Consider the following 22,305-nt stretch of genomic DNA (forward strand, 5'->3'; position numbering starts at 1 on the left):
CCACCTCAGGGCAGGGACGGCGGCCGTTCGCTGCGATCACTGTCGGAGCCCCGCACGCGCGGAACAATCAGGGTCCGCATCCGTAGGGGTACGGAACTTTCACGTACCTAAGACCTGCGGAAGATCGTGATGGAGTGCCCCACGACGTCGATCGGCGCGCTCGTGTCGATCAGGGCTCGCAGCACGTCGTCGGCCTTGGCGATGGCCGTGTTGGACACGACGAGCAGCCCGTGCACCTGGTCCGGCGGCACCTCGCGCGGGTCGGCGGCACTGATGCCGTAGTGCTCGGGCACGCCGGAGCCCTTGTAGACGAGCCACTTCTGTTCGCCGGGGTACCGCTGCAGACGCTCGGCCAGCCTGCCCAGGTCCTGGCCCCAGTCGACGTTCGAGTCGTGCAGGTGCAGGTGGGTCTTGGACGGGCCGCCGAACACCTCGTTGGAGTACGGCAGGTAGTAGGGGAACGTCCACAGTGAACTGACCGCGGCCAGCGCGACCGCGAGCACGGCGTAACGCCGGTGCGCGACCACCGCGGCGGCGACCGCGAGGAACATCGGCACGAAGATCGCGTACCGGACGCCGAGGTCGCGGTTGCCGGTCATCGCGAAGAGCAGCAGCACGGCGGCGGGAGCGAGGACGTACGCGGCCGCCGGGCGTTTGACCATCGCGACGGCTCCGGCCGCCCAGAGCAGCAGGGCTCCCAGCGGTGTCTTCACCAGCAACGCGGCCGGCAGGTAGTACCAGTGCGAACCCTCGTAGTGCGTGCCGAAGAGGTAGCCGCCCCAGACGCGGTTCTCGAACCCCAGCTGGACGCGCATCCCGTCGAGGTAGGGCTCGGGGAACGGCAGCAGACCGACCGGTGCGGACGGCAGGTCGGGCGGGGTCTCCCAGCGGAGCAACGGGTCGACGGCGAGGTACGACGCCCACACCACGGTGACGGCGATCAGCACCATGACGAGCACGGCTTTGGCGCGGGCCTGCCAGAAGGCCAGGAACAGCAGCACCGGCACCGCGGCCAGGGTGTTCATCTTGGTCGCCAGTGCCGCGCCGAGGGCCAGTCCGGCGAGCGGCAGGTACGGCCCGGGGTCGGTGCGCGCCCGCCACAGCAGCCAGGCCGACGTGAGCAGGAACCCGGCCGCCGCAACGTCCAGCGCGGCCAGCGATCCGTGGGCGATCAGGTCGGGCGAGAACGTGTACAGCGCGAGCGCGACGAGCCCGCCGGACCTGTTCGTGACGTCGGTGGCGAACAGGAGGACGACCACCCCGAACAACAGCGTCAGCACGATCATCGGCAACCGGGCCGCCAGCAGCAGTGCGCCGGGGTCGTGGCCCGACTCGTAGAGCAGGTGCCTGCCCAGTTCGGTCTGGTCGCCCTGGAAACCGGGGTCGAGCCGGACGTCGGCGAACGCGAGCCCGGTCGCCATGATCAGCTTGCCCAGCGGCGGGTGCTCGGGGTTGTACCGGAGGCTGTGCTGTTGCAGCTGGACGACCGTCGTGCCGATGTACACGGGTTCGTCGATCGTCGGCGTCTGCGCGACCGCGGTGGTGATCATCGCGATCGCCATCTGGGCCAGCAGCACGGCCGCGGCCAGCGCGAACAGCCAGCGCCGCGGTGCTTTCACCGGCACCGGCGGCGGCGACACGCCGGCGGGGCGCTGGATCGTGGCGAGCGACAAGACCGCTCGGTCCTCTCCCGTGGATGAACCAACCCGACACTTCCCGAAACGGGATGCCCGCCGGATCGGTTGCTCCACGGATCCGCCGCAGATCGTTGCGAGACGTCGTCCCGGCAGCGGAAATTCGTTTCAGCGAGGCGGTCACACAGGTCTAGCCTGCGCGAATGCCGTTGGGAGAGCTGGACAAGATCGCCGAGGACACCGGTTTCTCCGGCGTGGTCCAGGTCGACCGCGCCGGGGAGATCGAGTTCGCGAAGGCCTACGGGCTCGCCAACCGCGCGTACGGCGTGCCCAACACCGTGGACACCAGGTTCGGCATCGCCAGCGGCGGCAAGGGGTTCACCGCGCTGACGGTGCTCTCGCTGATCCACGAGGGGAAGCTGGCGTTCGACACCACCGCCCGTTCGCTGCTCGGCGACGACCTGCCGTTGATCGCCGACGACGTGACGGTCGAGCACCTGCTCACGCACACGTCGGGAATCGGTGACTACCTCGACGAGGAGGGCGACTGGCAGGCCGACGACTACGTGATCGGCGCCGTGCACTTGCTGACCACGACGGAGGCATTCCTGCCGCTGCTGGACGGGATTCCCACCAAGTTCAAGGCCGGCGAGCGGTTCGGGTACTGCAACGGCGGCTACGTGGTGCTGGCGCTGCTGGCCGAGCGCGCGAGCGGGCAGGGCTACCACGACCTCGTCCGCTCCAGGGTGCTCCGCCCGGCGGACATGACGAGGACCGGCTTCCTGCGCTCCGACGAACTGCCCGGCGACGCCGCCGTCGGTTATCTGGAGGGCCTCGACCGCTCGAACGTCTTCCACCTGCCGGTGCTGGCCACCGGTGACGGCGGCATCCACACGACGGCGGGCGACATGTCGAAGTTCTGGCGCGCCTTGTTCGCCAGCGGGGACGCGGAGCTGGTCACGAGGCCGCGCCACGACGTGCCCGAGGAGTCGCTGCGCTACGGCCTCGGGTTCTGGCTGCACCAGACCAGCGACACCGTGATCCTCGCCGGGTACGACGCCGGCGCGTCGTTCAAGTCCACTCACGACCCGCACACCGGCACCACCATCACCGTCCTGTCGAACACCTCCCCCGGCGCCTGGCCGATCGCGCGGGCACTCATGTCCTGACAGCACTGTTCTGAACGGGTGACGGATGCGAACATGTGTTCGTGAGCACCCCGATCCTGCACGCCGACCTCGACGCGTTCTACGCGGCGGTCGAGCAACGGGACGATCCGAGCCTGCGCGGCCGTCCGGTGATCGTGGGCGGTGGAGTGGTACTGGCCGCGAGCTACGAGGCCAAGGCGTTCGGCGTGCGCACGGCGATGGGCGGCGAGAGGGCACGGCGGCTCTGCCCGCAGGCGATCGTCGTGCCGCCGCGGATGTCGGCCTACGCCGCCGCGAGCAAGGCGGTGTTCGAGGTGTTCCGCGGCACGACGCCGCTGGTCGAGGGCCTGTCGATCGACGAGGCGTTCCTCGACGTCGGTGGCCTGCACCGGATCGCCGGCCCGCCGGAGGTGATCGCCGCACGACTGCGGGCGGACGTGCTCGCGCAGGTCGGCCTGCCGATCACGGTCGGGGTGGCGCGGACGAAGTTCCTGGCCAAGGTCGCGAGCGGGGTCGCGAAGCCGGACGGACTGCTGGTCGTGCCCGCCGATCGCGAACTGGAGTTCCTGCACCCGCTGCCCGTCGAACGGCTGTGGGGCGTCGGCGAGGTGACGGCGGCCAAGCTGCACGCCCTGGGCCTGCGCACGGTCGGTGAGGTCGCCGGGCTCGGCGAGGCGGGGCTCGTCTCGATGGTCGGCCGCGCGGCGGGCCGGCACCTGCACGCGCTGGCGCACAACCACGACCCGCGTCCGGTCCAACCAGGACAGCGCCGCCACTCGATCGGCTCACAACGCGCCCTGGGCCGCCGGGATCGCACCCGCGACGAGCTCGACGCCGTCCTCGCCTCGCTGCTCGACGGCATTTCGCGGCGGCTGCGCACGGCCGAGCGCGCGTGCCGGACCGTCGTGCTGCGCCTGCGGTTCGCCGACTTCACCCGCGCCACGCGTTCGCACACGTTGAGGCACCCGACAACGGAGACGGAGGTGCTCCTGGCGACAGCGAGGGAGCTGCTCGGCACCGCGACGCCGATGATCGAGACCCGCGGCATCACGCTGCTGGGCGTCTCGCTCACCAACCTCCAGAACGACGCGCCGATGCAGCTGGCGCTGCCGTTCGAGGAGCGGAAACCGGCCGCACTGGACGCCGCGCTGGACCACGTGCGCGACCGCTTCGGGTCGGCGTCCGTGACGCGGGCGACGCTGCTCGGCCGCGATCCCGGCATCTCCGTGCCGCTGCTGCCGGACTGATCACCTGGTCCGCACACAACACCGTGGAGCGACCGGCCGATGGCCGATCACTCCACAGTGGACGTATCAGGTCTAGACGAGGCGCACGGCGCGAGCCTGCGGCCCCTTCTGCCCCTCGCCGATCTCGAACTCGACGGCCTGGTCGTCGGCGATGCCGTGATGCCCGTAGTCCTGCACCTCGGACTGGTGCACGAACAGGTCAGGCCCGCCGCCCTCGGGCGCGATGAAGCCGAAGCCCTTGCTGCCGTTGAACCACTTGACAGTTCCTCGAGTCACCGGTGTGCCCCTCATGCGTGAAGTGCGGTGGAGGCCGGCAGGTTCGCCAGGCCGAGCATGGACAGCAGTTCACGGCAATCGCCGGCGTCATGGGAACGTCCCGCCACTATCTTGGCGGCCTGACGCTGGTGGTTGATCCCGGTGATTTCGGCGTCCAGTCGCGCTTGCGCGAAGTCCTGAGCCGCGTGACGCGGCTTGCCGAACCGGAGAGACGAGGGTGAAGTCGGGAATTCCGGCTGCAAGCCGGTGCTCCGTTCTCCGGCCGGAGACACCGGACCGGACGGGATCGGGGACCGCAGCGGCTGGTTGCCGTCGGCTGGTACCCCAACCTGACCCACAGTAGCCCAATGACCAGCGCGAAGCACCACGAGCACCGCGTATCGTCGATCCATGCCAAAAGACCAAGGTGGACCGGCGCTCGCGCCCACGCTGTCCGAATGGCTCAAGGCCCGCGAGGAAACGGCCCGCCACCTGGCCACCGGTGCCGCGCGCACGGTGGACGAGGCATGGGTGCAGCGGCTCGCCGACCTGCTGGCGACCGAGAGGTCCTGGCAGGAGCAGTACACCGAACTGGTGGCTCTCGGCAGCACGGACGGCCGGTTCCCGACCTCCAACCGCTGAGCCCGCGTCCTGCGCCTGTACTGACGGCTGAAGTTCCGGTCCGTCAAATTCTTGCGTGGTTCTGTTGACATCTTGCACTCTAGAGTCGGGTCGCCGACAAAGGAGTTCGCGATGTCCCTGTCACGCCGAACACTGCTCAGCACCGCGCTCGCCGCTCCCGCGCTGGGGTTCCTGCCCACCCCCGCGCAGGCGGTCAGCCCTCCCGGCGACGTCGTCGGCTAGATCACCGTCGGGTACCAGGGCTGGTTCGCCTGCCGCGGGGACAACTCCCCGATCGACGGCTGGTGGCACTGGAACGACGACTGGAGCCGGCCTCCCGCACCGCCCACCAGTTCCATCGTCGCGTGGCCGGACGTCCGCGACTACGCACACACGTACCCGACCGCGTTCGCCGATCTGGGCGACGGCCGGCCCGCCACGCTCTTCTCGAACTACGACCGGCAGACCGTCGACGTGCACTTCCAGTGGATGCGCGACAACAACATCGACACGGCGGCCCTGCAGCGGTTCGACCCGACCGGCGGCGAGGGCCCGATCCGCGACGCGGTGACCGCGCACGTCCGGCCGGCCGCGGAGGCCACCGGGCGGAAGTTCTACATCATGTACGACGTCACGAACTGGACGAACATGCGGTCGGAGATCAAGACCGACTGGCTGGACAAGATGTCCGCGTACACGTCCTCCCCCGCGTACGCACGGCAGAACGGCAAACCAGTCGTGTGCGTCTGGGGCTTCGGGTTCAACGACCCCGGCCGGCCGTTCGGACCGGAGGCGTGCCAGGACGTCGTCGACTGGTTCAAGGCGCGCGGCTGTTACGTGATCGGCGGCGTCCCCACCCACTGGCGGCTGGAGATCGAGGACTCGCGGCGGGGCTTCGGCACCGTCTACCGGTCGTTCGACATGATCTCGCCGTGGATGGTCGGCCGGATCGGCACCCCGGCGGACACGGATCGCTTCCACACCAACGTGAACACACCCGACCAGGCGGAGTGCAACGCGCGCGGGATCGACTACCAGCCGTGCGTGCTGCCGGGCGATGTCGGGTCGCGGCAACGGTTGCACGGCGACTTCATGTGGCGGCAGTTCTACAACATGGTCCGCCTCGGCGCGCAGGGCATCTACATCTCGATGTTCGACGAGTTCAACGAGGGCAACCAGATCTGCAAGACGGCCGAGACGCCGGCCGACGTGCCGGTCGGATCCGGCTACCTCGCACTGGACGAGGACGGCACCCGCTGCTCCGCCGACTACTACATGAGGCTGACCGGCGACGGCGGCAGGATGCTCAAGGGCGAGATCGCCCTGACCGCGATCAGGCCCACCCAACCGTGGATCGGCGGTCCGCCTGCCCCGGACGTCGACCGGCCGCCGGGCGTCCCACGACCCAGAGCTCGCAGACCCAGCACTACGGCAGCGGTTTCGCCGTCGACAACGATCCGCACTCCTACTGGGAGAGCGCGAACAACGCCTTCCCGCAGTGGACCCAGGTCGACCTCGGGGCGGTGCACGCCCTCCGCAGGGCCGTGCTCACCCTCCCACCGAACCCCGCGTGGGGCCGGCGCACCCAGACCGTGACGATCGAGGGCAGCGCGAACGGCCAGTCGTTCGTCCCGCTCGCCGGGGCGGCCGGGTACGTCTTCGACCCCGCGACCGGCAACTCGGCCACCGCCACGCTGCCCGGCGCCCAGGTCCGGTACGTCCGGCTCACCTTCACCGGGAACACGGCCTGGCCCGCGGGTCAGCTGTCGGGACTGCGGCTCCACACCTGATCAGGCAGCTTCTCGCCGGATGGGCGCTGTACAACTAGAACGTGTTCTAGGTAATCTGCACCACATGATCGCCACAGTGGTGTTGGGCACCGGCAACGTCGGCCGTGCCGCCATTCGCGCCGTCGATGCCCATCCGGCGCTGAAGCTGACGGCCGTGGTCGTCCACAACCCGGAGAAGGTCGGCCGCGACGCGGGCGATCTCGCCGGGATCGAGCAGGAGCTCGGAGTCGCGGCCACGAACGACATCGACGCGGTGCTCGCCACGAGTCCGCGTGCCGTGGTGTACGCCGCGTCGGGTGACATCCGGCCGGACGACGCGCTGGCCGACATCACGAAGGCGATCCGCGCGGGCGCGGTGGTCGTCACGCCGTCGCTGTACGCGCTGTACGACCCCCGCAGTGCACCGCCTGAACTTCGAGAACCGGTTCTAGCCGCGATCAAGGAGGGCGGCGGGTCGCTGTTCGTCTCCGGCGTCGACCCCGGCTGGGGCAACGACGTGCTGCCGTTGCTGATCAGCGGGCTCGGCCACACCGTCGACGCGGTGCGCTGCCAGGAGATCTTCGACTACTCGACCTACGACCAGCCCGACGCGGTGCGGTGGCTGATCGGGTTCGGGCAGCCGCTCGACTACCAGGCGCCGATGCTGATGCCGACGGTGCCGACCATGGTCTGGGGCGGGCAGATCCGGCTGATGGCCAGGGCGTTCGGGGTCAAGATCGACGAGATCCGCGAGACCGTCGACCGGCGCGCGCTCGACGAGACGGTCACGACGCGGACCATGGGCGAGTTCGAGAAGGGCACCCAGGGCGCGATCCGGTTCGAGGTGCAGGGCATCGTGGACGGCGAGCCGCTCATCGTCATCGAGCACGTGACGCGCATCCACAACTCCTGCGCGACGGACTGGCCGATGCCCCCGTCCGGCGACGGCACGCACAAGGTGATCATCGAGGGCAGGCCGCGCATCGAGGTCTCCGTCGAGTCCGCCGACGAGGGCGAGAACCGTTCCGCGGGCGGCAACGCGACCGCCGTCGGCCGCATCGTGAACGCCATCGACTGGCTCGCCGAGGCCGAGCCGGGACTCTACGACGCGCTCGACGTCCCGTTGCGCGCCGCGGCCGGCAAACTCGGAAGGAGGAAGCCGTGAACATCGACATCCCCGAGGGCAAGGATCCCATCGGCTACGTGTGGGGTGAGCTCGTGCCGGGCATCGGCATGGCCGCCGCGAACCTCTCGCTGGCCGTGTACCAGCACACCACGCTGGGGCTGCGCGAGTTCGAGGCGGCGCGGCTGCGGATCGCGCAGATCAACGGCTGCATGTTCTGCCTCGACTGGCGGACCGAACGCGACGGCGTGAAGGTCGAGGACGGCTTCGTCGACGCGGTGACCCAGTGGCGCACCACCGACGCCTTCGACGACCGGGCGAGGCTGGCCGCGGAGTACGCCGAGCGGTACGCACTGGATCACCACGGTCTCGACGACGAGTTCTGGTCGCGCATGACCCGGCACTACAGCCAGGTGGAGATCGTGGAACTCACGATGAGCATCGGGGCCTGGCTCGTGTTCGGCAGGCTGAACCGGGTGTTCGGCCTCGACGCCCTGTGCGTGCTACCGAAGTTCTGACGTCCACACCGGACTCAGAGATCGGTGGCGATGATCTTCTCGATGTTCCTCTCCGCCAGCGCCGTGATCGTGACGAACGGGTTCACCACGGTGGTGCCCGGGATCAGCGACCCGTCCATCACGTACAGGCCCGGGTAACCGTGCAGGCGCCCGTAGTTGTCGGTGGCCTTGTTCAGGACCGCGCCGCCGAGCGGGTGGTACGTCAGGTGGTCGCCCCAGATCTTGTAGACGCCGAAGAGGTCGGTCCGGTAGATCGTCCCCTCCTTTGAGTTGATCCTGTCGAAGATGGTCTTCGCGGCGTTGATCGAGACCTCCTTCCACGCCGTCTGCCAGTTCAGGTCGACCTTGCCCGCGGCGGGGTTCCAGGTGAACTGGGCGCGGTTCGGGGTCTTCGTGATCGACAGGTAGAACGACGCGTAGGTCTCGATGCCGGTCGGCAGCGGTGCCACCTCGGCGAAGGCGCCGCCCGCAGCCCAGTTGTCGATGCCCAGGGTCGGGATGGACGACTGCAGCTTGCCGGTCGGGTCCCACATGTGGTTCGCGCGGCCGCACATGACGTTGCCGTTGTCGCCCCAGCCCCTGCCGACCTCGCCGTTCAGGTTCGGCAGCGCGCCGGTGGCCTTGAGCTTGACCAGGAGCTTGCTCGTGCCGACGCTGCCCGCCGCGAAGAACACCTTCGCCGCGGTCACCTCCTTGACCGCGATCGGGTCGCCGTTGGTGTTGAGCTGCTCGATGGTGACCTTGTAGCCGCCCGTCGCCGGGACGACCGAGACGACCCGGTGCAGCGGCGAGATGGTGACGCGTCCCGTCGCCCTGACCTTGCTGAGATAGGTCTTCTGCAACGACTTCTTGCCGTAGTTGTTGCCGTAGAGGATCTCTCCCACCAACGCCGACTTCGGCGCCGTCCCGGCGGCCTCCTGCTCCATGTAGTTCCAGTCGTACACGGTGGGCACGAAGACGTACGGGAAGTTCGACCGCTGGGCGTGCTTCCGGCCCACTCGCGAGTACTGGTAGGCCTCGGTCGTCTCGAACCAGGCCGGACGGATCATGTTGACCCCGAGCTCGGCGTTGGCGCGGGGGTAGTAGGTGCCGTACATCTCGTCGGGGTTCACCGTCGGCAGGACGTCACCGAAGTGCTCCCGTTTCGGCGTGACGGCCATGCCTCCGTTGACGAGCGAGCCGCCGCCGACGCCGCGTCCCTGGTAGACGGTGATGCCGGCGAACTCCTCGGCGTCGAGGATGCCGGTGTAGCGCGGGATCGCCTTGTCGATCGGGAAGCCCAGGAAGTTGCTGAGCGGTTGTTTCGTCTTGGTGCGCAGCCAGAACGACCGCTGGTCCGGGGTCGTGGTGTTGGCGAAGATCTTGCCGTCCGCGCCCGGGGTGTCCCACGCCATGCCCATCTCGACCATGTGGACGTCGACACCGGCCTGGGCGAGACGCAGGGCCGCCACGCTTCCGCCGTACCCCGTGCCGATCACCAGGGCGGGAACGACCGCCGCGTCCGCGATCGACGCCGCCGCCTGTGCCACCGGCGTGACGCCACCGAGTGCGACAGCTCCGAGAATAGAACCTGTTCCAGCCATGAACGAACGTCGTGAAGGACCCTTGAAACCGTTGTCAGACGTCATTGTCTGGGTCATGTGATCTTCCTCACTGTGGGCTCATGAGAACAAGTTATACCTGCGGTTGGAGATCAAGTCACTATCTGGCAGGACCGGTTCGCCCAGGTGCGCGACGCAGGTGAGCGTCTCGGAAGCGAGATCCGGAGACGGTGCGGACAACCCGTACGGCCCAGTACGACCACACGATTCGGGAATGTCCGGACACGCGTGGCCGTCCGACAACCGAGTGATGCCCTCGGTATCTGATGGTGGTGAGGACGCGAGACCGAGCGTCCTGGTGATGGGTGCGGGGATCTCCGGCCTGGCGGCGGCACGGGCGCTGCGCGAGCTGGGCCACCCCGTGACCGTGCTGGAGTCCCGCGACCGGGTCGGCGGCCGGATCTGGACCGACGCGCACGGGGTGGACCTGGGCGCGCACCGGATCCACGGCACGGACGGCAACCCGATCACCGAACTGGTGGAGGACCTGGGAATTCCGTACAGCTACGTGGGCGGCGACAGCGCCTGCACGGGCGGGTTCGACAGCCTGGACCTGTTCGGTGCGGACCGCCGGGCGGTGAACCACCGCTACAAGAGCCGCACCCTCCACCTGGCCGACGACGTCCTGCACGAGCTGGAACACCGCGCCGCCGTGGCACGCAAGGACGATCACCCGGACGTCCCGCTCGGCGAGGCGATGCGCCAGGTCATGGCCGAACGCCGGCTGTCCCCGGAGGACGAACAGGCCGTGCGGTACCACCTGAACGTGATCCTGCGGCGGAAGACCCGGACAAGCTCACCCTGAAGCACTGGGAGGACGGCTACCTCGTCTACGGCTACGGCGACAGCACGTTGCACCAGGGCTACCAGTCCGTGGTGGACGCTTCGGCGGAAGGGCTCGACATCCGGCTCGGCCACGTCGTCACGCGCGTCGAGGACGGACGCGTCACCACGGACCAGGGCGTGTTCGAGGCCGACAAGGTGCTCGTCACGGTGCCACTGGGGGTGTTGAAGGCCGCCGCGGTCGAGTTCGTGCCGCCGCTGCCCGAGGCCAAGCGGTCGGCGATCGCCCGGCTCGGGTCCGGCACGCTCACCTCTGCCGCGACACGGACCGCTACCCCACCGTCGTCATCAGCATGTGGAAGTCGCACGGCAAACCGGTTCTGGTGATGCTGCTCGGCGCCTCTCTCGGCCGTGCGGTGGAGATCTGGTCCGAGGAGGCCGTCTCGGCGTACGCGGCCGAGGTCGTCCAGGACCTCTTCGGTGCGGACGCGCCGCCTCCTTCCGGCATCTCGCGCACCACGTGGTCCTCCGACCCGTACGCGCTGGGGTCGTACACCTGCATCGGGGTCGACTCGTCCTCGAAGGACATCGCGACGCTCGCGGAACCGGTGGGCGACAAGCTGTTCTTCGCAGGCGAGGGCACGAACCCGTACCACTGGGCTGTGTGCACGGCGCGTACGAGTCAGGCCGCCGCGAGGCCGCGCGCATCAGCGGGGACTCGGACCTCTACACCCCGCCCAGCGCCGGGAAGTCCGGCGCCCAGTCGCGCAACACCGACCGGATGCTGCGGTTCGTGCGGATGCGGATGGACCACATCACCGAGCGCGAACTGACCGAGCGGGTCGCGTGCCTGCGGTGCAGCGTCGATCCCCACGGCGTGCGGTTGTTCGCTGCGCTCGCCGACTCCGAACTGGAGACGCTCGCCTCGATGTTCGACGAGATCCCCTACGCGGCGGGCGACACGCTGTTCCACGAGGACGACGCGGCGCACGGCGTGTTCCTGGTCGCCTCCGGGCAGGTCGAGATCGACTTCGGGGGGATCTGCGAACGGTCGGTGCTCGGCCCGGGCGGACTGCTCGGCCACTACGACATGTTCTTCAACGCCCGCACCACCTCGGCGACGGCGCTGACCGACGACGTCGTGGTGTTCTACCTCGACCACTACCAGAGCTTCCTGTACGCGTTCCCCGAAATTGAGTGGAACGGCGCGGCGCCAGGCCGTTACGTTCCTGCCGGACTGATCCCTGGGTGAGGACGTGCCGTTGTACACCGTTTGAGTTCTCCCACGCACTGGTCTTCGTTGCGCGCCGCTCTCTGAGCAGCGCGCTCCCCTTGCTGCGGATTTCTCACCGAACGGTGTACCTCTGTGCTCTCCACCTGGGCCGTCGTGCCCACCTGTCTTCCCCTCGTCCGCCGTCGTTGCCACGTGTGCGCCGCCGACCGCTTCCGGGCGAGCGGCAAGTTCCGCGTCAACGCCAACCACAAGGTCCTCGACGCCTGGCTCCTCGTGCTGTGCACGGGCTGCGGGGACACGGCCAAGCTCACGATCTTCGAACGAACTCACGTCCGCGCGGTGCGGCCCGCGCTGCTGGACCGGTTGCACGCCAACGACCTGTCACTGGTCGCGGAACTGCTGCAGGACACCGTTCTGCAGCGCCGCAACCACATCTCCCTCGACTGGGAGGGTGCGTGGCGGCTCGACACCGGCGGGTCCGATCACCTGGACCAGGAGGTGGTCGACGTGTCGGTCCGGTTCACGGCACGGATCCCGGTCCGGCCGGTGCGGCTGATCGCGGACGCGTGCGGGCTGTCGCGCGGTGAGGTCGAACGGCTGATCGCCGAAGGGAAGGTCGTGTCGGCGATCCGGTTGACCGGCAAGGTCTCCGGCGACTTCACCTTCACGCTCAAGCGCTGAACGAGCGCGTCAACGCGGCCAGTACGGCGGCCACGCCCGGCGGATCGGGCGGGTCGCCGTACGTCGCGGCGTGGATCTCGCGGTGGAGACCCACGAGTTCAGTGGCGTGCACGTCCGGCCGGCGGTGCGCCTGCAACCCCAGCCCGGCCAGGACCGCCACCCCCGCGCCCGCGGCCACGAGTGCCTGCACCACCACCATGTCGTCGCTGTGCGAGGCGATGCGCGGCGCGAAGCCCTCGCTCCGGCAGATGGTCTCCAGTTCCGCCTGGCACGCGTCGCACCCGCCGATCCAGGCCGAATGCCGGTGGTGCGCGAGGCTGTCGTCCGGCCGCGTGCTGATCAGGTAGATCGGATCATCACCGAGGTGGACGAAGCGGATGCCCTCCTCCACGGGCGTGCCGGGGTGCCGGAACACGACGGCGACCTCGGCCTCGCCGTGCCGCAGCATCGCCAACGCCTCGACCGGATGCCGCTCGAAGAGGCTCAGTTCGAGGCCGGGGTGCTCACGCGCCAGCGCGGCGGCCGCCCTGGGAACGATCGTGGCGGCCGTGGAGGCGTTGGCGGCCACCCTGACCCGGCCGGACCGCAGCCCGGCCTGGGCCGCGAGCTCGGTGGTGGCGGCGTCGACCCGCCCGACGATCTCAGCGGCCCTCCTGGCCAGCAGCTCGCCCTCGGGAGTGAGGCGGATGCCGCGGCCGATCCGTTGCACGAGCTTCACGCCCGTGGCCGCCTCCAGCCTCGCCAGGTGGTGGCTCACCGACGGTTGCGAGTAGTGCAGCTGCTTCGCGGCCTCCGTCACCGAGCCGTGCCGGGCCACCGCCGCCAGCACCTTCAGGTGCACCAGGCTGAACATTCATCAAGGCTATCTATGAATTGCGCGTGCTTTTGGCATTGGACGTCATGGGTCAGGCGAGCCAGGCTGGGTTCATGACCAAGGTGACGTGCGACCTCTCGATCTCTCTCGACGGCTACGCGGCGGGGCCCGGCCAGTCCGAGGACCGTCCGTTCGGCGACGACGGCGGCGACGGCTGGGGCAGCGAGCTGCACGCGTGGTTCGAGGACCCCGCCGAGCAGAAGTGGCAGCTGGACCGCATGGCCGAGACGAAGGCCTTCATCATGGGCCGCAACATGTTCGGCCCGGTCCGCGGCTCCTGGGACCGCCCGTGGAACGGCTGGTGGGGCGACAACCCGCCGTACCACGGGCCGGTCTTCGTGCTCACCCACCACCCGCGCGAACCCCAGCCGATGGAGGGCGGCACGACGTTCCACTTCGTGACCGAGGGCATCGCGGCGGCGTTCAAGCTCGCCCGCGAGGCGGCCGGGAACGGCAACATCTCCATCCACGGCGGCGCCACCACGGTCAACCAGTACCTGACCGCGGGCCTGATCGACGAGCTCCGGCTGCGGATCGTGCCGATCACGCTCGGCGCCGGGTCGCGGCTGTTCGACGGCGTTCCCGGACTGAACCTCGAACAGATCGACTCCCGCGCAGGGGCCTCCTTCACGCATGTGACGTATCGCGTCGTGCGCTGAATGGCCTCTTGATCGCTCCACATCGTCAGGCCAAGGTGAGGAAGGTTCAGGTCCCTGAACACCTCGGAAGCCGACGGCGTCAGACGAGGAGCACGAATGCGGAAACGCACGACGATCGTCCCTCTGCTAGCCCTCCTGAGCCTGGTCCTCCCCGCACCCGCGACCGCCCAGCCAGGCGGCACGGTGGTCTCCGGGCAGGCCAGGTTCCAGATCCTCTCCCCCACCCTGGTTCGTTCCGAATTCGCCGGGGACCGCCGCTTTGAGGACCAGGGCACTTACAACGTTGTAAATCGCACCTTCCCCCGCACGGCCTACACCTCGCGCGTGCAGGACGGCTGGCTGACCATCACCACGTCGGCCATGACCGTGCGGTACCGCGTGGGGTCCGGGCCGTTCCGCGCGGACAACCTCGAGATCAAGACGGCCGGCACGACCGCGTCCCCGTGGCGGCGGGTGGTCTGTGCGACCGGGCAGCTCTGCGAGGCGGAGGACCAGCAACGGGAAGGCCTGCTGGTCGCGGCCGATCATCCCGGCCATTCCGGTGCCGGGTTCGTCGCCGGGTTCTCCTACGCCAACAACGGGATCACGGCGACGGTGCGTGCTGTCAGCGCCGGCAGGCACCGGCTGGTCGTCAAGTACGCGAACGGCCGGGGCGGCGACGGCAAGCACGAGAGCCGCACGCTCGGGCTCGCCGTCGACGGGCAGGCTCCCCGTCAGATCACCCTGCCCGCGACCGCCGACTGGGGTGCCTGGCAGCAGGTGTCCACGGACGTCGACCTGTCCGCGGGCGAACACCGCGTCTCCCTGACGCGCGGTGCCGCCGATTCGGGCAACGTGAACGTTGACAGCCTTGCTCTGCTCAGCGGTGACCAGTCGTACCCCGGCGTGCGAGCGGTGGACGACTGCCGGTTCGGCACGAGCTGCGAGGCCGAGAACGGCCTGATCACCGGTGCGAAGATCGCCGTCGAGCACGCGGGGTTCGCGGGCACCGGGTTCGTCGCCGAACTCGTCGGCGGCACGCGGCTGAGCCAGCGCGTGACCAGCGTTCCGGCGGCGGGCACGTATCCCGTGGTGCTGCGCTACGCCAACGGTGTCGGCGGCGACGGCAAGCACGAGGCCCGGACCGTGCTGATCAACGGTCAGGCGATCAGCTTGCCCGTCACGGCGAACTGGGCCACGTGGTCCACCGCGACGGCACAGGTCTCCCTGCCCGCGGGCACTTCCGACCTCACCGTCACGTGCCCGGACGCGGGTTGCCACGTCAACCTGGACACCGTCGGGATCAACAACCCGGTCCAGCACCTGGCGCTCGGCGGCTACCGGCGTTCGCTCGACGGCTACACGGGCAACAGCGGTGATCCCCAGCTGACGCCCGGCCTGATGTACCGCGACGGCTGGTACCTGCTGGACGACACGACTTCCGCCCTGCGCAACGGAACTCCGCGCGTGGATCGGGGTGCGCAGCCGTACCAGGACGGCTACGTGTTCGGCTACGGCCAGAACTACAAGGCGGCGCTCGGAGATCTCACGGCGCTGACCGGCGGGCCGAAGTTGTTGCCCCGCTGGGCCTACGGTGTCTGGTACTCCGAGTACATCGACCGGACCGCAGCCGACTTCCGCGACCGGATCCTGCCGGCGTTCCGGCAGCACGGTGTACCACTGGACGTGCTGGTGGTCGACACCGACTTCAAGGGGCACAACCTGTGGAACGGCTGGCGCATGGACCAGACGAAGTTCCCGGATCCACAGGGCTTCCTCGACTGGGCGCACGGTGAAGGGCTGCACAGCACGCTCAACATCCACCCCAGCATCCAGGGCGACGACCCCGACTTCGCTCGCGCGCAGGCGACCGCGAAGGGCAAGCTGGCCAAGGGTTCCTGCACGAACTGCTACGTGTTCGACTGGGGCGACCCGGACCAGCTGCGCGCCTACCTGGAGCTGCACCAGAAGATGCCGACCGACTTCTGGTGGCTCGACTGGTGTTGTGACGGCTCGGGTTCGTCGCTGCGCGGGGTCACGCCCGACTCGTGGATCAACGAGCAGTACGCGAAGATCGGCGCGTTCGCGTTCTCGCGCGGGTTCGGCTCGCTGCAGGCGGGCGGGTACAGCGGCTCCGGGCCGTTGCCGACCGGTCCGTGGGCGGAGAAGCGCTCGACCCTGCACTTCACCGGCGACACGTCGTCGACGTGGGGCACGCTGAAGGCGACCATCGGCTACACCTCGGCCGAGGGCGTGGCGACCGGGATGTCGAACATCAGCCACGACATCGGCGGCCACAACGACACCACCGGGCTGCGCGGCTCGGAGACCTACCTCGACAACGGCCAGGTCCGCTACACCACCAAGATGCCGGACGACATGTACGCGCGGTGGGTGCAGCTGGGCGCGTTCCAGCCAATCACGCGGCTGCACAGCAACCACGGCGACCGGCTGCCGTGGCAGTACGGGGCGGCCGCGCAAGCCTCGGCGACGAAGTTCCTGAACCTGCGCGAACGGCTCGTTCCGTACATCTACTCGCTGGCGGAGCAGGCGAACCGCACCGGCGTGCCGATCCAGCGGCCGGCGTGGCTCGAGTACCCGGGCAGTCCGGAGGCCTACTCCACTGTGGACAGCCAGTTCCTGCTCGGGCCGGACGTGCTGGTCGCGCCGATCACGACGCCCGGCGACACCGGTTCGACGCGCGTCTGGTTCCCGCCGGGGCAGTGGACCGACTACTTCACCGGGCAGGTCTACCAGGGCAACACCTGGGCGACCGTCAGCGCGGGCCTGGACACCATGCCGGTGTTCATGCGCGCGGGCGGCATGGTGGTGGAGCGGTCGGAGAACGTGGCCAACGACGTGCAGAACCCGGCCGGCCCGCTGACCGTGCACGTGACGGCCGGTGCCAAGGGCGAGTTCACGCTGTACGAGGACGGCGGACGCACGCGGATCATCCAGCACGGCGACACGATCGTCCTGCTGTCCGGCAAGGTGTCCAAGCGGGACTGGAAGTTCGTCGTGCACAAGGCGGACGGGTCCAGCCACGTCGTGCAGGCGCGCAACTCGCCGGCGGTGGTCAGTCTTCGGGCACCCAGGTGAGCAGCCTGACCTTCGCGACGGTGCGGACGTGTTTCCGCATCGCCGCGGCGGCCTTCTTCGCGTCCCCCGCGGCGATGGCCTCGTAGATCGCCGTGTGCTGCGCCAGTGACCGGGACGGGCGTCCCGGCTGGCGCAGCGACTCGGTGCGGCTCTCGGTGATCTGACCGGCGATGGTCTTCATGAAGTCGGCCAGCAGCGAGCTGTGCGCGGCGGCGGTGACGGCGGCGTGGAAGCGGCGATCCCCTTCCACTCCGTTGTCACCGCCGCCGATCTCGTCCCGCATGTAGTCCAGCGCCTCGCGGATCGTCTCCAGCTCGGCGTCGGTGCGGCGTTCGGCGGCCAGTTCGGCGAGCTTGGTCTCCAGCGCCTCGCGGGCCTCCAGCACCTCGGGGAGGCGCTTGCGGCGTTCGACGAGCTGCTCGACCGGTTCGACGTCGAGGCTGTCGCGGACCAGGTACGTGCCGCCGCCGTGCCGTGCCTCGACCAGGCCCTGGACCTCCAGGACCACGATCGCCTGCTTGATGGACGCGCGGCTCACGCCGAGGCTCGCGGCGAGGTCGCGTTCGGCGGGCAGCCTGTCCCCCGCGCTCAGGCCCGCCTCGACCACGTGCGCGCGCAGGCGTTCGAGCACCTGCTCGTACAGGCGGGACTTGACCATGGGCCGCAGTGCCTCGGACATCGTCCCAGGATAACCGGTCAAGTGGCTCAGCCACTAGGCCACCTCTTGACAGCGGCTGGACCGTGGGCGGAAAGTGGCTGAACCACTTGACCACTGAGCCAGCTCAGGCCATCCACCCGGACAGCCCCAACGACGGGAGCCCCGCATGTCCGCCGAACTGATCTCGATACTCGTGCTGGTCGTGGTGTTCGTCATCGCCACGACGAGGTCGATCAACATGGGTGCGCTCGCCTTCGCCGCGGCCTTCGGGGTCGGCACGCTGGTGGCGGACATGAAGACCGACGACATCTTCAAAGGCTTCCCCGGCTCGTTGTTCGTCGTGCTGGTCGGGGTGACGTTCCTGTTCGCCATCGCCCGCGCCAACGGCACCACGGACTGGCTGGTGCACATGGCGATCCGGCTGGTCGGCGGGCGGATCGCGTTGATGCCGTGGGTGATGTTCGCGATCACGGGTGTGCTGACGGCGATCGGCGCGGTGAGTCCGGCGGCGGTCGCGATCGTGGCGCCGATCGCGATGGGGTTCGCGGCCAGGTACCGGATCAGCCCGTTGCTGATGGGCGTCATGGTCGTGCACGGCGCGCAGGCCGGCGGGTTCTCCCCCATCAGCATCTACGGCACGATCGTCAACGGCATCGTCGCGAAGGAAGGCCTGCCGGGCAACGAGATCGTGCTGTTCCTGGCCAGTCTCGTGGTGAACCTGCTGATCGCCGCCGTGGTGTTCGTGGTGCTGGGCGGCATGAAGCTCGCCAGGCAACCCCTGGAGGCGCCCGCGCTGGCCCGCACCGGTGGTGGCGGCGACGACGCTCTCGGCGGCGGAGTCGGCGACGACGACACCCGCGACGTGACTGACGTGGCGGAAGAGCGCGTCGCCCTGACCGCGCCCCGCATCGCGACCCTCCTCGGTCTCGCCGCCCTCGTGATCGCCGCGCTGGTGTTCGACCTCGACGTCGGCCTCGCCGCGATCACGGTGGCCGTGCTGCTCAGCGTGGTGTGGCCGGAGACCTCCAAGCACGCGATCACCCAGATCACGTGGCCGACGGTGCTGCTGATCTGCGGCATCCTCACCTACGTCGCCGTGCTGCAGACGATGGGCACGATCAAGTGGGCGGGCGACTCGGTCGCCGGTGTCGGTGCTCCCCTGCTCGCCGCCCTGCTGATCTGCTACATCGGCGCGATCGTGTCGGCGTTCGCCTCGTCCGTCGGCATCATGGGTGCGCTGATCCCGCTGGCGGTGCCGTTCCTCCTGCTGGGCGAGGTCAGCTCGATCGGCCTGATCGCGGCGCTGGCGGTGTCGGCGACCGTGGTCGACGTGAGTCCGTTCTCCACCAACGGTGCCCTGGTGCTGGCCGGTGCGCAGGACGTCGACCGCGACAAGTTCTTCAAGCAACTGATGGTCTACGGCGGGATCATGGTCGCGGCGGCACCGCCGCTGGTCTGGCTCGCCCTCGTCGTCCCGGGAATCTGGTGACCTTGATGTTCGCTCTGCAGTCCGACCGCGTCGCCCTCCGCTTCGGCGACCGGACCCTCACCCACGCCGAGCTCGGCGCCTGCGCCGGGGCTCTGGCACAGCAGCTGTCCGGCCTGCCTCGGGTGGCGATCTGGGCGACCCCGGCCATCGAGACGTGCGTCGCGGTGGTCGCGGCCCTGCTCGCCGGAGTGCCCGCCGTGCCGCTCAACCCGAAGGTCGGCGAGCGGGAACTCGCGCACATCGTGGCGGACAGCGCGCCCGCCGCGGTGCTCGCCGCTCCCGGAGTCCAGCTTCCCCCAGGCCTGCAGCCGGTGCCCCGCCTGGACGTCACACTCGGCGGCGGGGTCGCCGCGCCGTTCGCCGATCCCGGTGGCGAGGCCCCGGCGTTGATCGTCTACACCTCGGGCACCACCGGCGCGCCCAAGGGCGTCGTGCTGCCGCGCCGGGCGATCGTGTCCACTTTGGACGCGGTCGCGGAGGCCTGGGAGTGGACCGCGGAGGACGTGCTGGTGCACGCGTTGCCGTTGTTCCACGTGCACGGGCTGATCCTCGGCGTACTGGGCCCGTTGCGACGAGGTGGCACGGTGCACCACCTCGGCAAGTTCTCCACCGACGCCGTCACGCGGGCTCTCGACGGTGACGGCACGATGGTGTTCGGCGTTCCGACGATGTACCACCGCATCGCCGAGGAAGTGGGCGACGACCTGAAGCTCGCCAACGCGTTGAGCGGGGCGCGGTTGCTGGTGTCGGGCTCGGCGGCGTTGCCGGTGCGCGACCACGAGCGGATCGCCGCCGCGACCGGGCAGCGCGTGGTCGAGCGGTACGGGATGACCGAGACGCTGATGAACACCAGCGTCCGCGCGGACGGCGACCGCAGGCCGGGCGCGGTCGGCGTGCCGCTGCCGGGCGTCGAGGTGCGGCTGGTCGACGACGCCGGGCAGACGCTGGACGACGCCGGTGCGATCGGCGAGATCCAGGTGCGCGGGCCGAACCTGTTCACCGAGTACCTCAACCGGCCCGACGCCACCGCCGAGGCGTTCGCGGACGGCTGGTTCCGCACCGGCGACGTGGGGACGCGCGACGAGGACGGCTACTACCGCATCGTCGGGCGCAAGGCGACGGACATCATCAAGAGCGGCGGTTACAAGATCGGCGCCGGCGAGATCGAGAACGCCCTGCTGGAACACCCCGGGGTGAAGGAGGTGGCGGTGACCGCCGAACCCGACGACGACCTGGGCGAGCGGATCGTCGCCTGGGTCGTGCCCGCCGGGACGGAGCCGTCCCCGGACGAGCTGGCCGACCACGTGGCACGCCTGCTCACCCCGCACAAGCGGCCGCGGGTGGTGCGGTTCGTGGAGTCGTTGCCGCGCAACGACATGGGCAAGGTGATGAAGCGTGCCCTACGGGCGTGAGTCGGCCCGTGAGGTGATCGGGCGGGTGGCGTCGTCGTTCGCCGAGCTGCCGGACGACCTGGGCCCCTCGATCGGCGACGGCCCCCTCGGCTGGCCGGGCTACGGAGACCAGCTCGCGCGGGCGGCCGCCTCGACCGGTGAGGACGAGTCCGTGGTCTGCGGGGTCGCCGAGATCGGCGGCGTCACGGCCGCGGTGGTGGCGTTCGAGTTCGGGTTCCTCGGCGGCTCACTGGGGACCCGCACCGGCGCGCGCATCGAGCAGGCCTTCACGCACGCCCGCGACCTCGGCCTGCCGGTGGTCTCGCTGGTCGCGACCGGTGGCAGCCGCATGCAGGAGGGCACGCTCGCGTTGATGCAGCTGCCCAGGATCGCCCGGCAGCTCACGCTGACCCGAGAGGCCGGGCTGCCGCACATCGCCGTGCTGCGCGATCCCACGACCGGAGGCGGCTGGGCCACGCTCGGGGCGGGCGCGGACGTCGTGCTGGGACTGCGCGGCGCGCAGGTCGGCTTCGCCGGCTCACGGGTGCGTCCGCCGGGGTATTCGGTGACGCAGCAGTTCGCAGCCGGTCTCGTCGACCAGCTCGTGCCGCCGGAGGAGTTGCGCGACCGCCTGGAGCGCTGGCTGCGGCTGCTCACCACGTCCGGCGGCTCTGCCCCCGTGCCACCGGCGCTGGGACAGACGACGTTGCCGAAGACCGGCTGGGACGCGGTGGTGCGCGCCCGCACTCTGGGCCGTCCGCGCGCCAAGGAGTACCTCGCCTCCTACTTCGAGTGGCACGAACCGATCAGCGGGGATCGCAGCGGTGGCGTCGATCCAGGAGTGCTGTGCGGGTTCGGGCATCGCGACGGGCAGACCGTCGCCTACGCGGCACAGTGCGGCACGGCGACCCGGCCCGCGGGGTTCCGCACGGCGGCCCGGCTCGTCCGGCTCGCGGACCGGCTGGGGATCCCGGTGCTGACGCTCGTGGACACACCGGGTGCGGCCAACGACGAGGCCGCCGAGAAGGCCGGGGTGGGTGCCGCGATCGCGGACATGTTCACCGCCATCGCGGCAGCGCGGGTGCCGGTGACGACGCTGGTGATCGGCGAGGGCGGATCCGGTGGCGCGCTGGCGTTCGCCGCACCGGATCGGATGTGGGTGACGCCGGACTGCTACTTCGCGGTGATCTCACCCGAGCTGGCGAACGCCATCTTGAAACGGGACCCGGCTCGGGCGCGGCAGACTGCGGAGGAGTTGCGGTTGCGGCCGCAGGACCTGGTCGAGCTGGGTGTGGCGAGGGGGATCGCCCAGCTCGGCCAGTCCGCTGATCAGGCCACGGCCGGGTAGTCGAAGGTGAGAAGCGGACTCGGGACGCGGGTGATCACGAGTCCGGCCACGCCGTAGAACGGCTCCTTCTTCTTCGGCACCGCGCCCCAGTGCGCCGACACCGGGAGCGGCAAGCTGGGGCGCGGTGCTCGGCGGTGGCAGCGGCGACTGCACGCGGAGGTGGCAGCAGTGGCGGCGGGCGCCACAGAGACAGC

General features: G+C 69.7%; 21 protein-coding genes and 1 pseudogene. 15 read left to right on the forward strand and 7 right to left on the reverse strand.

All coding sequences use genetic code 11. The features are described 5' to 3' along the window. Positions 1–107: 107 nt before the first annotated feature. Entirely contained in the window at positions 108–1,673 is a 1,566-nt protein-coding gene (locus AB0M48_RS01480) for a phospholipid carrier-dependent glycosyltransferase (RefSeq protein WP_363835214.1), read from the reverse strand. Positions 1,674–1,837: 164 nt separating this feature from the next. Here AB0M48_RS01480 and AB0M48_RS01485 point away from each other — a divergent pair, with 164 nt between their 5' ends. Together AB0M48_RS01485 and dinB are read left to right on the forward strand one after the other, a co-directional pair. Continuing rightward, on the forward strand, positions 1,838–2,803 hold the full coding sequence (locus tag AB0M48_RS01485; protein WP_363835215.1) for a serine hydrolase domain-containing protein: 966 nt from the start codon (positions 1,838–1,840) through the stop codon (positions 2,801–2,803). A 35-nt stretch (positions 2,804–2,838) separates the two neighbouring features. Beyond that, on the forward strand, positions 2,839–4,029 hold the full coding sequence (gene dinB, locus AB0M48_RS01490; RefSeq protein WP_363835216.1) for a DNA polymerase IV: 1,191 nt from the start codon (positions 2,839–2,841) through the stop codon (positions 4,027–4,029). 72 nt (positions 4,030–4,101) lie between these two features. On the opposite strand, the gene AB0M48_RS01495 is transcribed toward dinB, so the two are convergent. Both AB0M48_RS01495 and AB0M48_RS01500 read right to left on the reverse strand, forming a co-directional pair. Continuing rightward, the gene (locus AB0M48_RS01495) at positions 4,102–4,305 is read right to left on the reverse strand and encodes a cold-shock protein (protein ID WP_258949282.1); all 204 of its coding nucleotides are present in this window, start codon (positions 4,303–4,305) and stop codon (positions 4,102–4,104) included. An 11-nt stretch (positions 4,306–4,316) separates the two neighbouring features. Beyond that, positions 4,317–4,547 carry a hypothetical protein gene (locus tag AB0M48_RS01500; RefSeq protein ID WP_363835218.1) on the reverse strand — a complete coding sequence of 77 codons (231 nt, stop codon included), beginning with the start codon at positions 4,545–4,547 and terminating at the stop codon, positions 4,317–4,319. Between the two features lie 148 nt (positions 4,548–4,695). Between AB0M48_RS01500 and AB0M48_RS01505 the strand changes: the two genes are divergently transcribed. The 4 genes from AB0M48_RS01505 (at position 4,696) to AB0M48_RS01520 (ending at position 8,315) form a co-directional block, all read left to right on the forward strand. Then, on the forward strand, positions 4,696–4,926 hold the full coding sequence (locus AB0M48_RS01505; RefSeq protein ID WP_363835220.1) for a hypothetical protein: 231 nt from the start codon (positions 4,696–4,698) through the stop codon (positions 4,924–4,926). 1,328 nt (positions 4,927–6,254) lie between these two features. Beyond that, the gene (locus tag AB0M48_RS01510) at positions 6,255–6,695 is read left to right on the forward strand and encodes a discoidin domain-containing protein (RefSeq protein WP_363835222.1); all 441 of its coding nucleotides are present in this window, start codon (positions 6,255–6,257) and stop codon (positions 6,693–6,695) included. Positions 6,696–6,759: 64 nt separating this feature from the next. Beyond that, positions 6,760–7,839: a dihydrodipicolinate reductase gene (locus AB0M48_RS01515; RefSeq protein WP_363835223.1), complete on the forward strand. Its 1,080-nt coding sequence runs from the start codon at positions 6,760–6,762 to the stop codon at positions 7,837–7,839. Beyond that, positions 7,836–8,315, forward strand: a complete 480-nt coding sequence (locus tag AB0M48_RS01520; protein ID WP_319983890.1) for a carboxymuconolactone decarboxylase family protein — start codon at positions 7,836–7,838, stop codon at positions 8,313–8,315. The genes AB0M48_RS01515 and AB0M48_RS01520 overlap by 4 nt, the downstream gene beginning before the upstream one ends. Positions 8,316–8,329: 14 nt before the next feature. On the opposite strand, the gene AB0M48_RS01525 is transcribed toward AB0M48_RS01520, so the two are convergent. Beyond that, positions 8,330–9,898: a GMC oxidoreductase gene (locus AB0M48_RS01525; protein WP_363835225.1), complete on the reverse strand. Its 1,569-nt coding sequence runs from the start codon at positions 9,896–9,898 to the stop codon at positions 8,330–8,332. 232 nt (positions 9,899–10,130) lie between these two features. On the opposite strand from AB0M48_RS01525, the gene AB0M48_RS01530 reads away from it, so the two are divergent. From AB0M48_RS01530 to AB0M48_RS01545, 4 genes and pseudogenes are all read left to right on the forward strand, one after another. Next, positions 10,131–10,721, forward strand: a complete 591-nt coding sequence (locus tag AB0M48_RS01530; protein ID WP_363835227.1) for an FAD-dependent oxidoreductase — start codon at positions 10,131–10,133, stop codon at positions 10,719–10,721. Between the two features lie 47 nt (positions 10,722–10,768). Next, a pseudogene (locus tag AB0M48_RS01535) lies at positions 10,769–11,289 on the forward strand (FAD-dependent oxidoreductase); the annotation flags it as partial. A 74-nt stretch (positions 11,290–11,363) separates the two neighbouring features. Then, positions 11,364–11,951 (forward strand): cyclic nucleotide-binding domain-containing protein, encoded by a 588-nt coding sequence (locus tag AB0M48_RS01540; protein WP_363835228.1) that lies wholly within the window; start codon positions 11,364–11,366, stop codon positions 11,949–11,951. A gap of 114 nt (positions 11,952–12,065) precedes the next feature. Beyond that, the gene (locus tag AB0M48_RS01545; protein WP_363835230.1) at positions 12,066–12,614 is read left to right on the forward strand and encodes a DUF1062 domain-containing protein; all 549 of its coding nucleotides are present in this window, start codon (positions 12,066–12,068) and stop codon (positions 12,612–12,614) included. Here the strand turns inward: AB0M48_RS01545 and AB0M48_RS01550 are convergent. Next, a complete protein-coding gene (locus tag AB0M48_RS01550; protein WP_363835231.1) occupies positions 12,604–13,467 on the reverse strand; it encodes a LysR family transcriptional regulator in 864 nt (287 codons plus the stop codon). The genes AB0M48_RS01545 and AB0M48_RS01550 overlap by 11 nt on opposite strands. Positions 13,468–13,541: 74 nt before the next feature. Between AB0M48_RS01550 and AB0M48_RS01555 the strand changes: the two genes are divergently transcribed. Further along, complete coding sequence (locus tag AB0M48_RS01555) at positions 13,542–14,147, forward strand: dihydrofolate reductase family protein (RefSeq protein WP_363835233.1); 606 nt, start codon at positions 13,542–13,544, stop codon at positions 14,145–14,147. A 96-nt stretch (positions 14,148–14,243) separates the two neighbouring features. Then, positions 14,244–17,225 carry a TIM-barrel domain-containing protein gene (locus tag AB0M48_RS01560; protein ID WP_363835235.1) on the forward strand — a complete coding sequence of 994 codons (2,982 nt, stop codon included), beginning with the start codon at positions 14,244–14,246 and terminating at the stop codon, positions 17,223–17,225. On the opposite strand, the gene AB0M48_RS01565 is transcribed toward AB0M48_RS01560, so the two are convergent. Next, positions 17,203–17,904, reverse strand: coding sequence for a FadR/GntR family transcriptional regulator (locus tag AB0M48_RS01565; protein WP_363835237.1), 702 nt, complete (start codon positions 17,902–17,904; stop codon positions 17,203–17,205). The two genes, AB0M48_RS01560 and AB0M48_RS01565, sit on opposite strands and share 23 nt — an antisense overlap. A gap of 145 nt (positions 17,905–18,049) precedes the next feature. On the opposite strand from AB0M48_RS01565, the gene AB0M48_RS01570 reads away from it, so the two are divergent. Genes AB0M48_RS01570 through AB0M48_RS01580 form a run of 3 tightly spaced genes read left to right on the forward strand, consistent with a single transcriptional unit; the run spans position 18,050 to position 22,111 of the window. Further along, positions 18,050–19,372 (forward strand): SLC13 family permease, encoded by a 1,323-nt coding sequence (locus AB0M48_RS01570; RefSeq protein ID WP_363835239.1) that lies wholly within the window; start codon positions 18,050–18,052, stop codon positions 19,370–19,372. A gap of 5 nt (positions 19,373–19,377) precedes the next feature. Continuing rightward, positions 19,378–20,784, forward strand: a complete 1,407-nt coding sequence (locus AB0M48_RS01575; RefSeq protein WP_363835241.1) for an acyl-CoA synthetase — start codon at positions 19,378–19,380, stop codon at positions 20,782–20,784. Next, positions 20,768–22,111, forward strand: a complete 1,344-nt coding sequence (locus tag AB0M48_RS01580; protein ID WP_363835243.1) for a carboxyl transferase domain-containing protein — start codon at positions 20,768–20,770, stop codon at positions 22,109–22,111. The genes AB0M48_RS01575 and AB0M48_RS01580 overlap by 17 nt, the downstream gene beginning before the upstream one ends. Here the strand turns inward: AB0M48_RS01580 and AB0M48_RS01585 are convergent. Further along, positions 22,093–22,224, reverse strand: a complete 132-nt coding sequence (locus AB0M48_RS01585; RefSeq protein ID WP_363835245.1) for a hypothetical protein — start codon at positions 22,222–22,224, stop codon at positions 22,093–22,095. The genes AB0M48_RS01580 and AB0M48_RS01585 overlap by 19 nt on opposite strands. Positions 22,225–22,305 lie beyond the last annotated feature (81 nt).

It is taken from the genome of Lentzea sp. NPDC051208, assembly GCF_040682435.1.
GTDB classification, from domain to species: Bacteria; Actinomycetota; Actinomycetes; order Mycobacteriales; family Pseudonocardiaceae; genus Lentzea; species Lentzea kristufekii.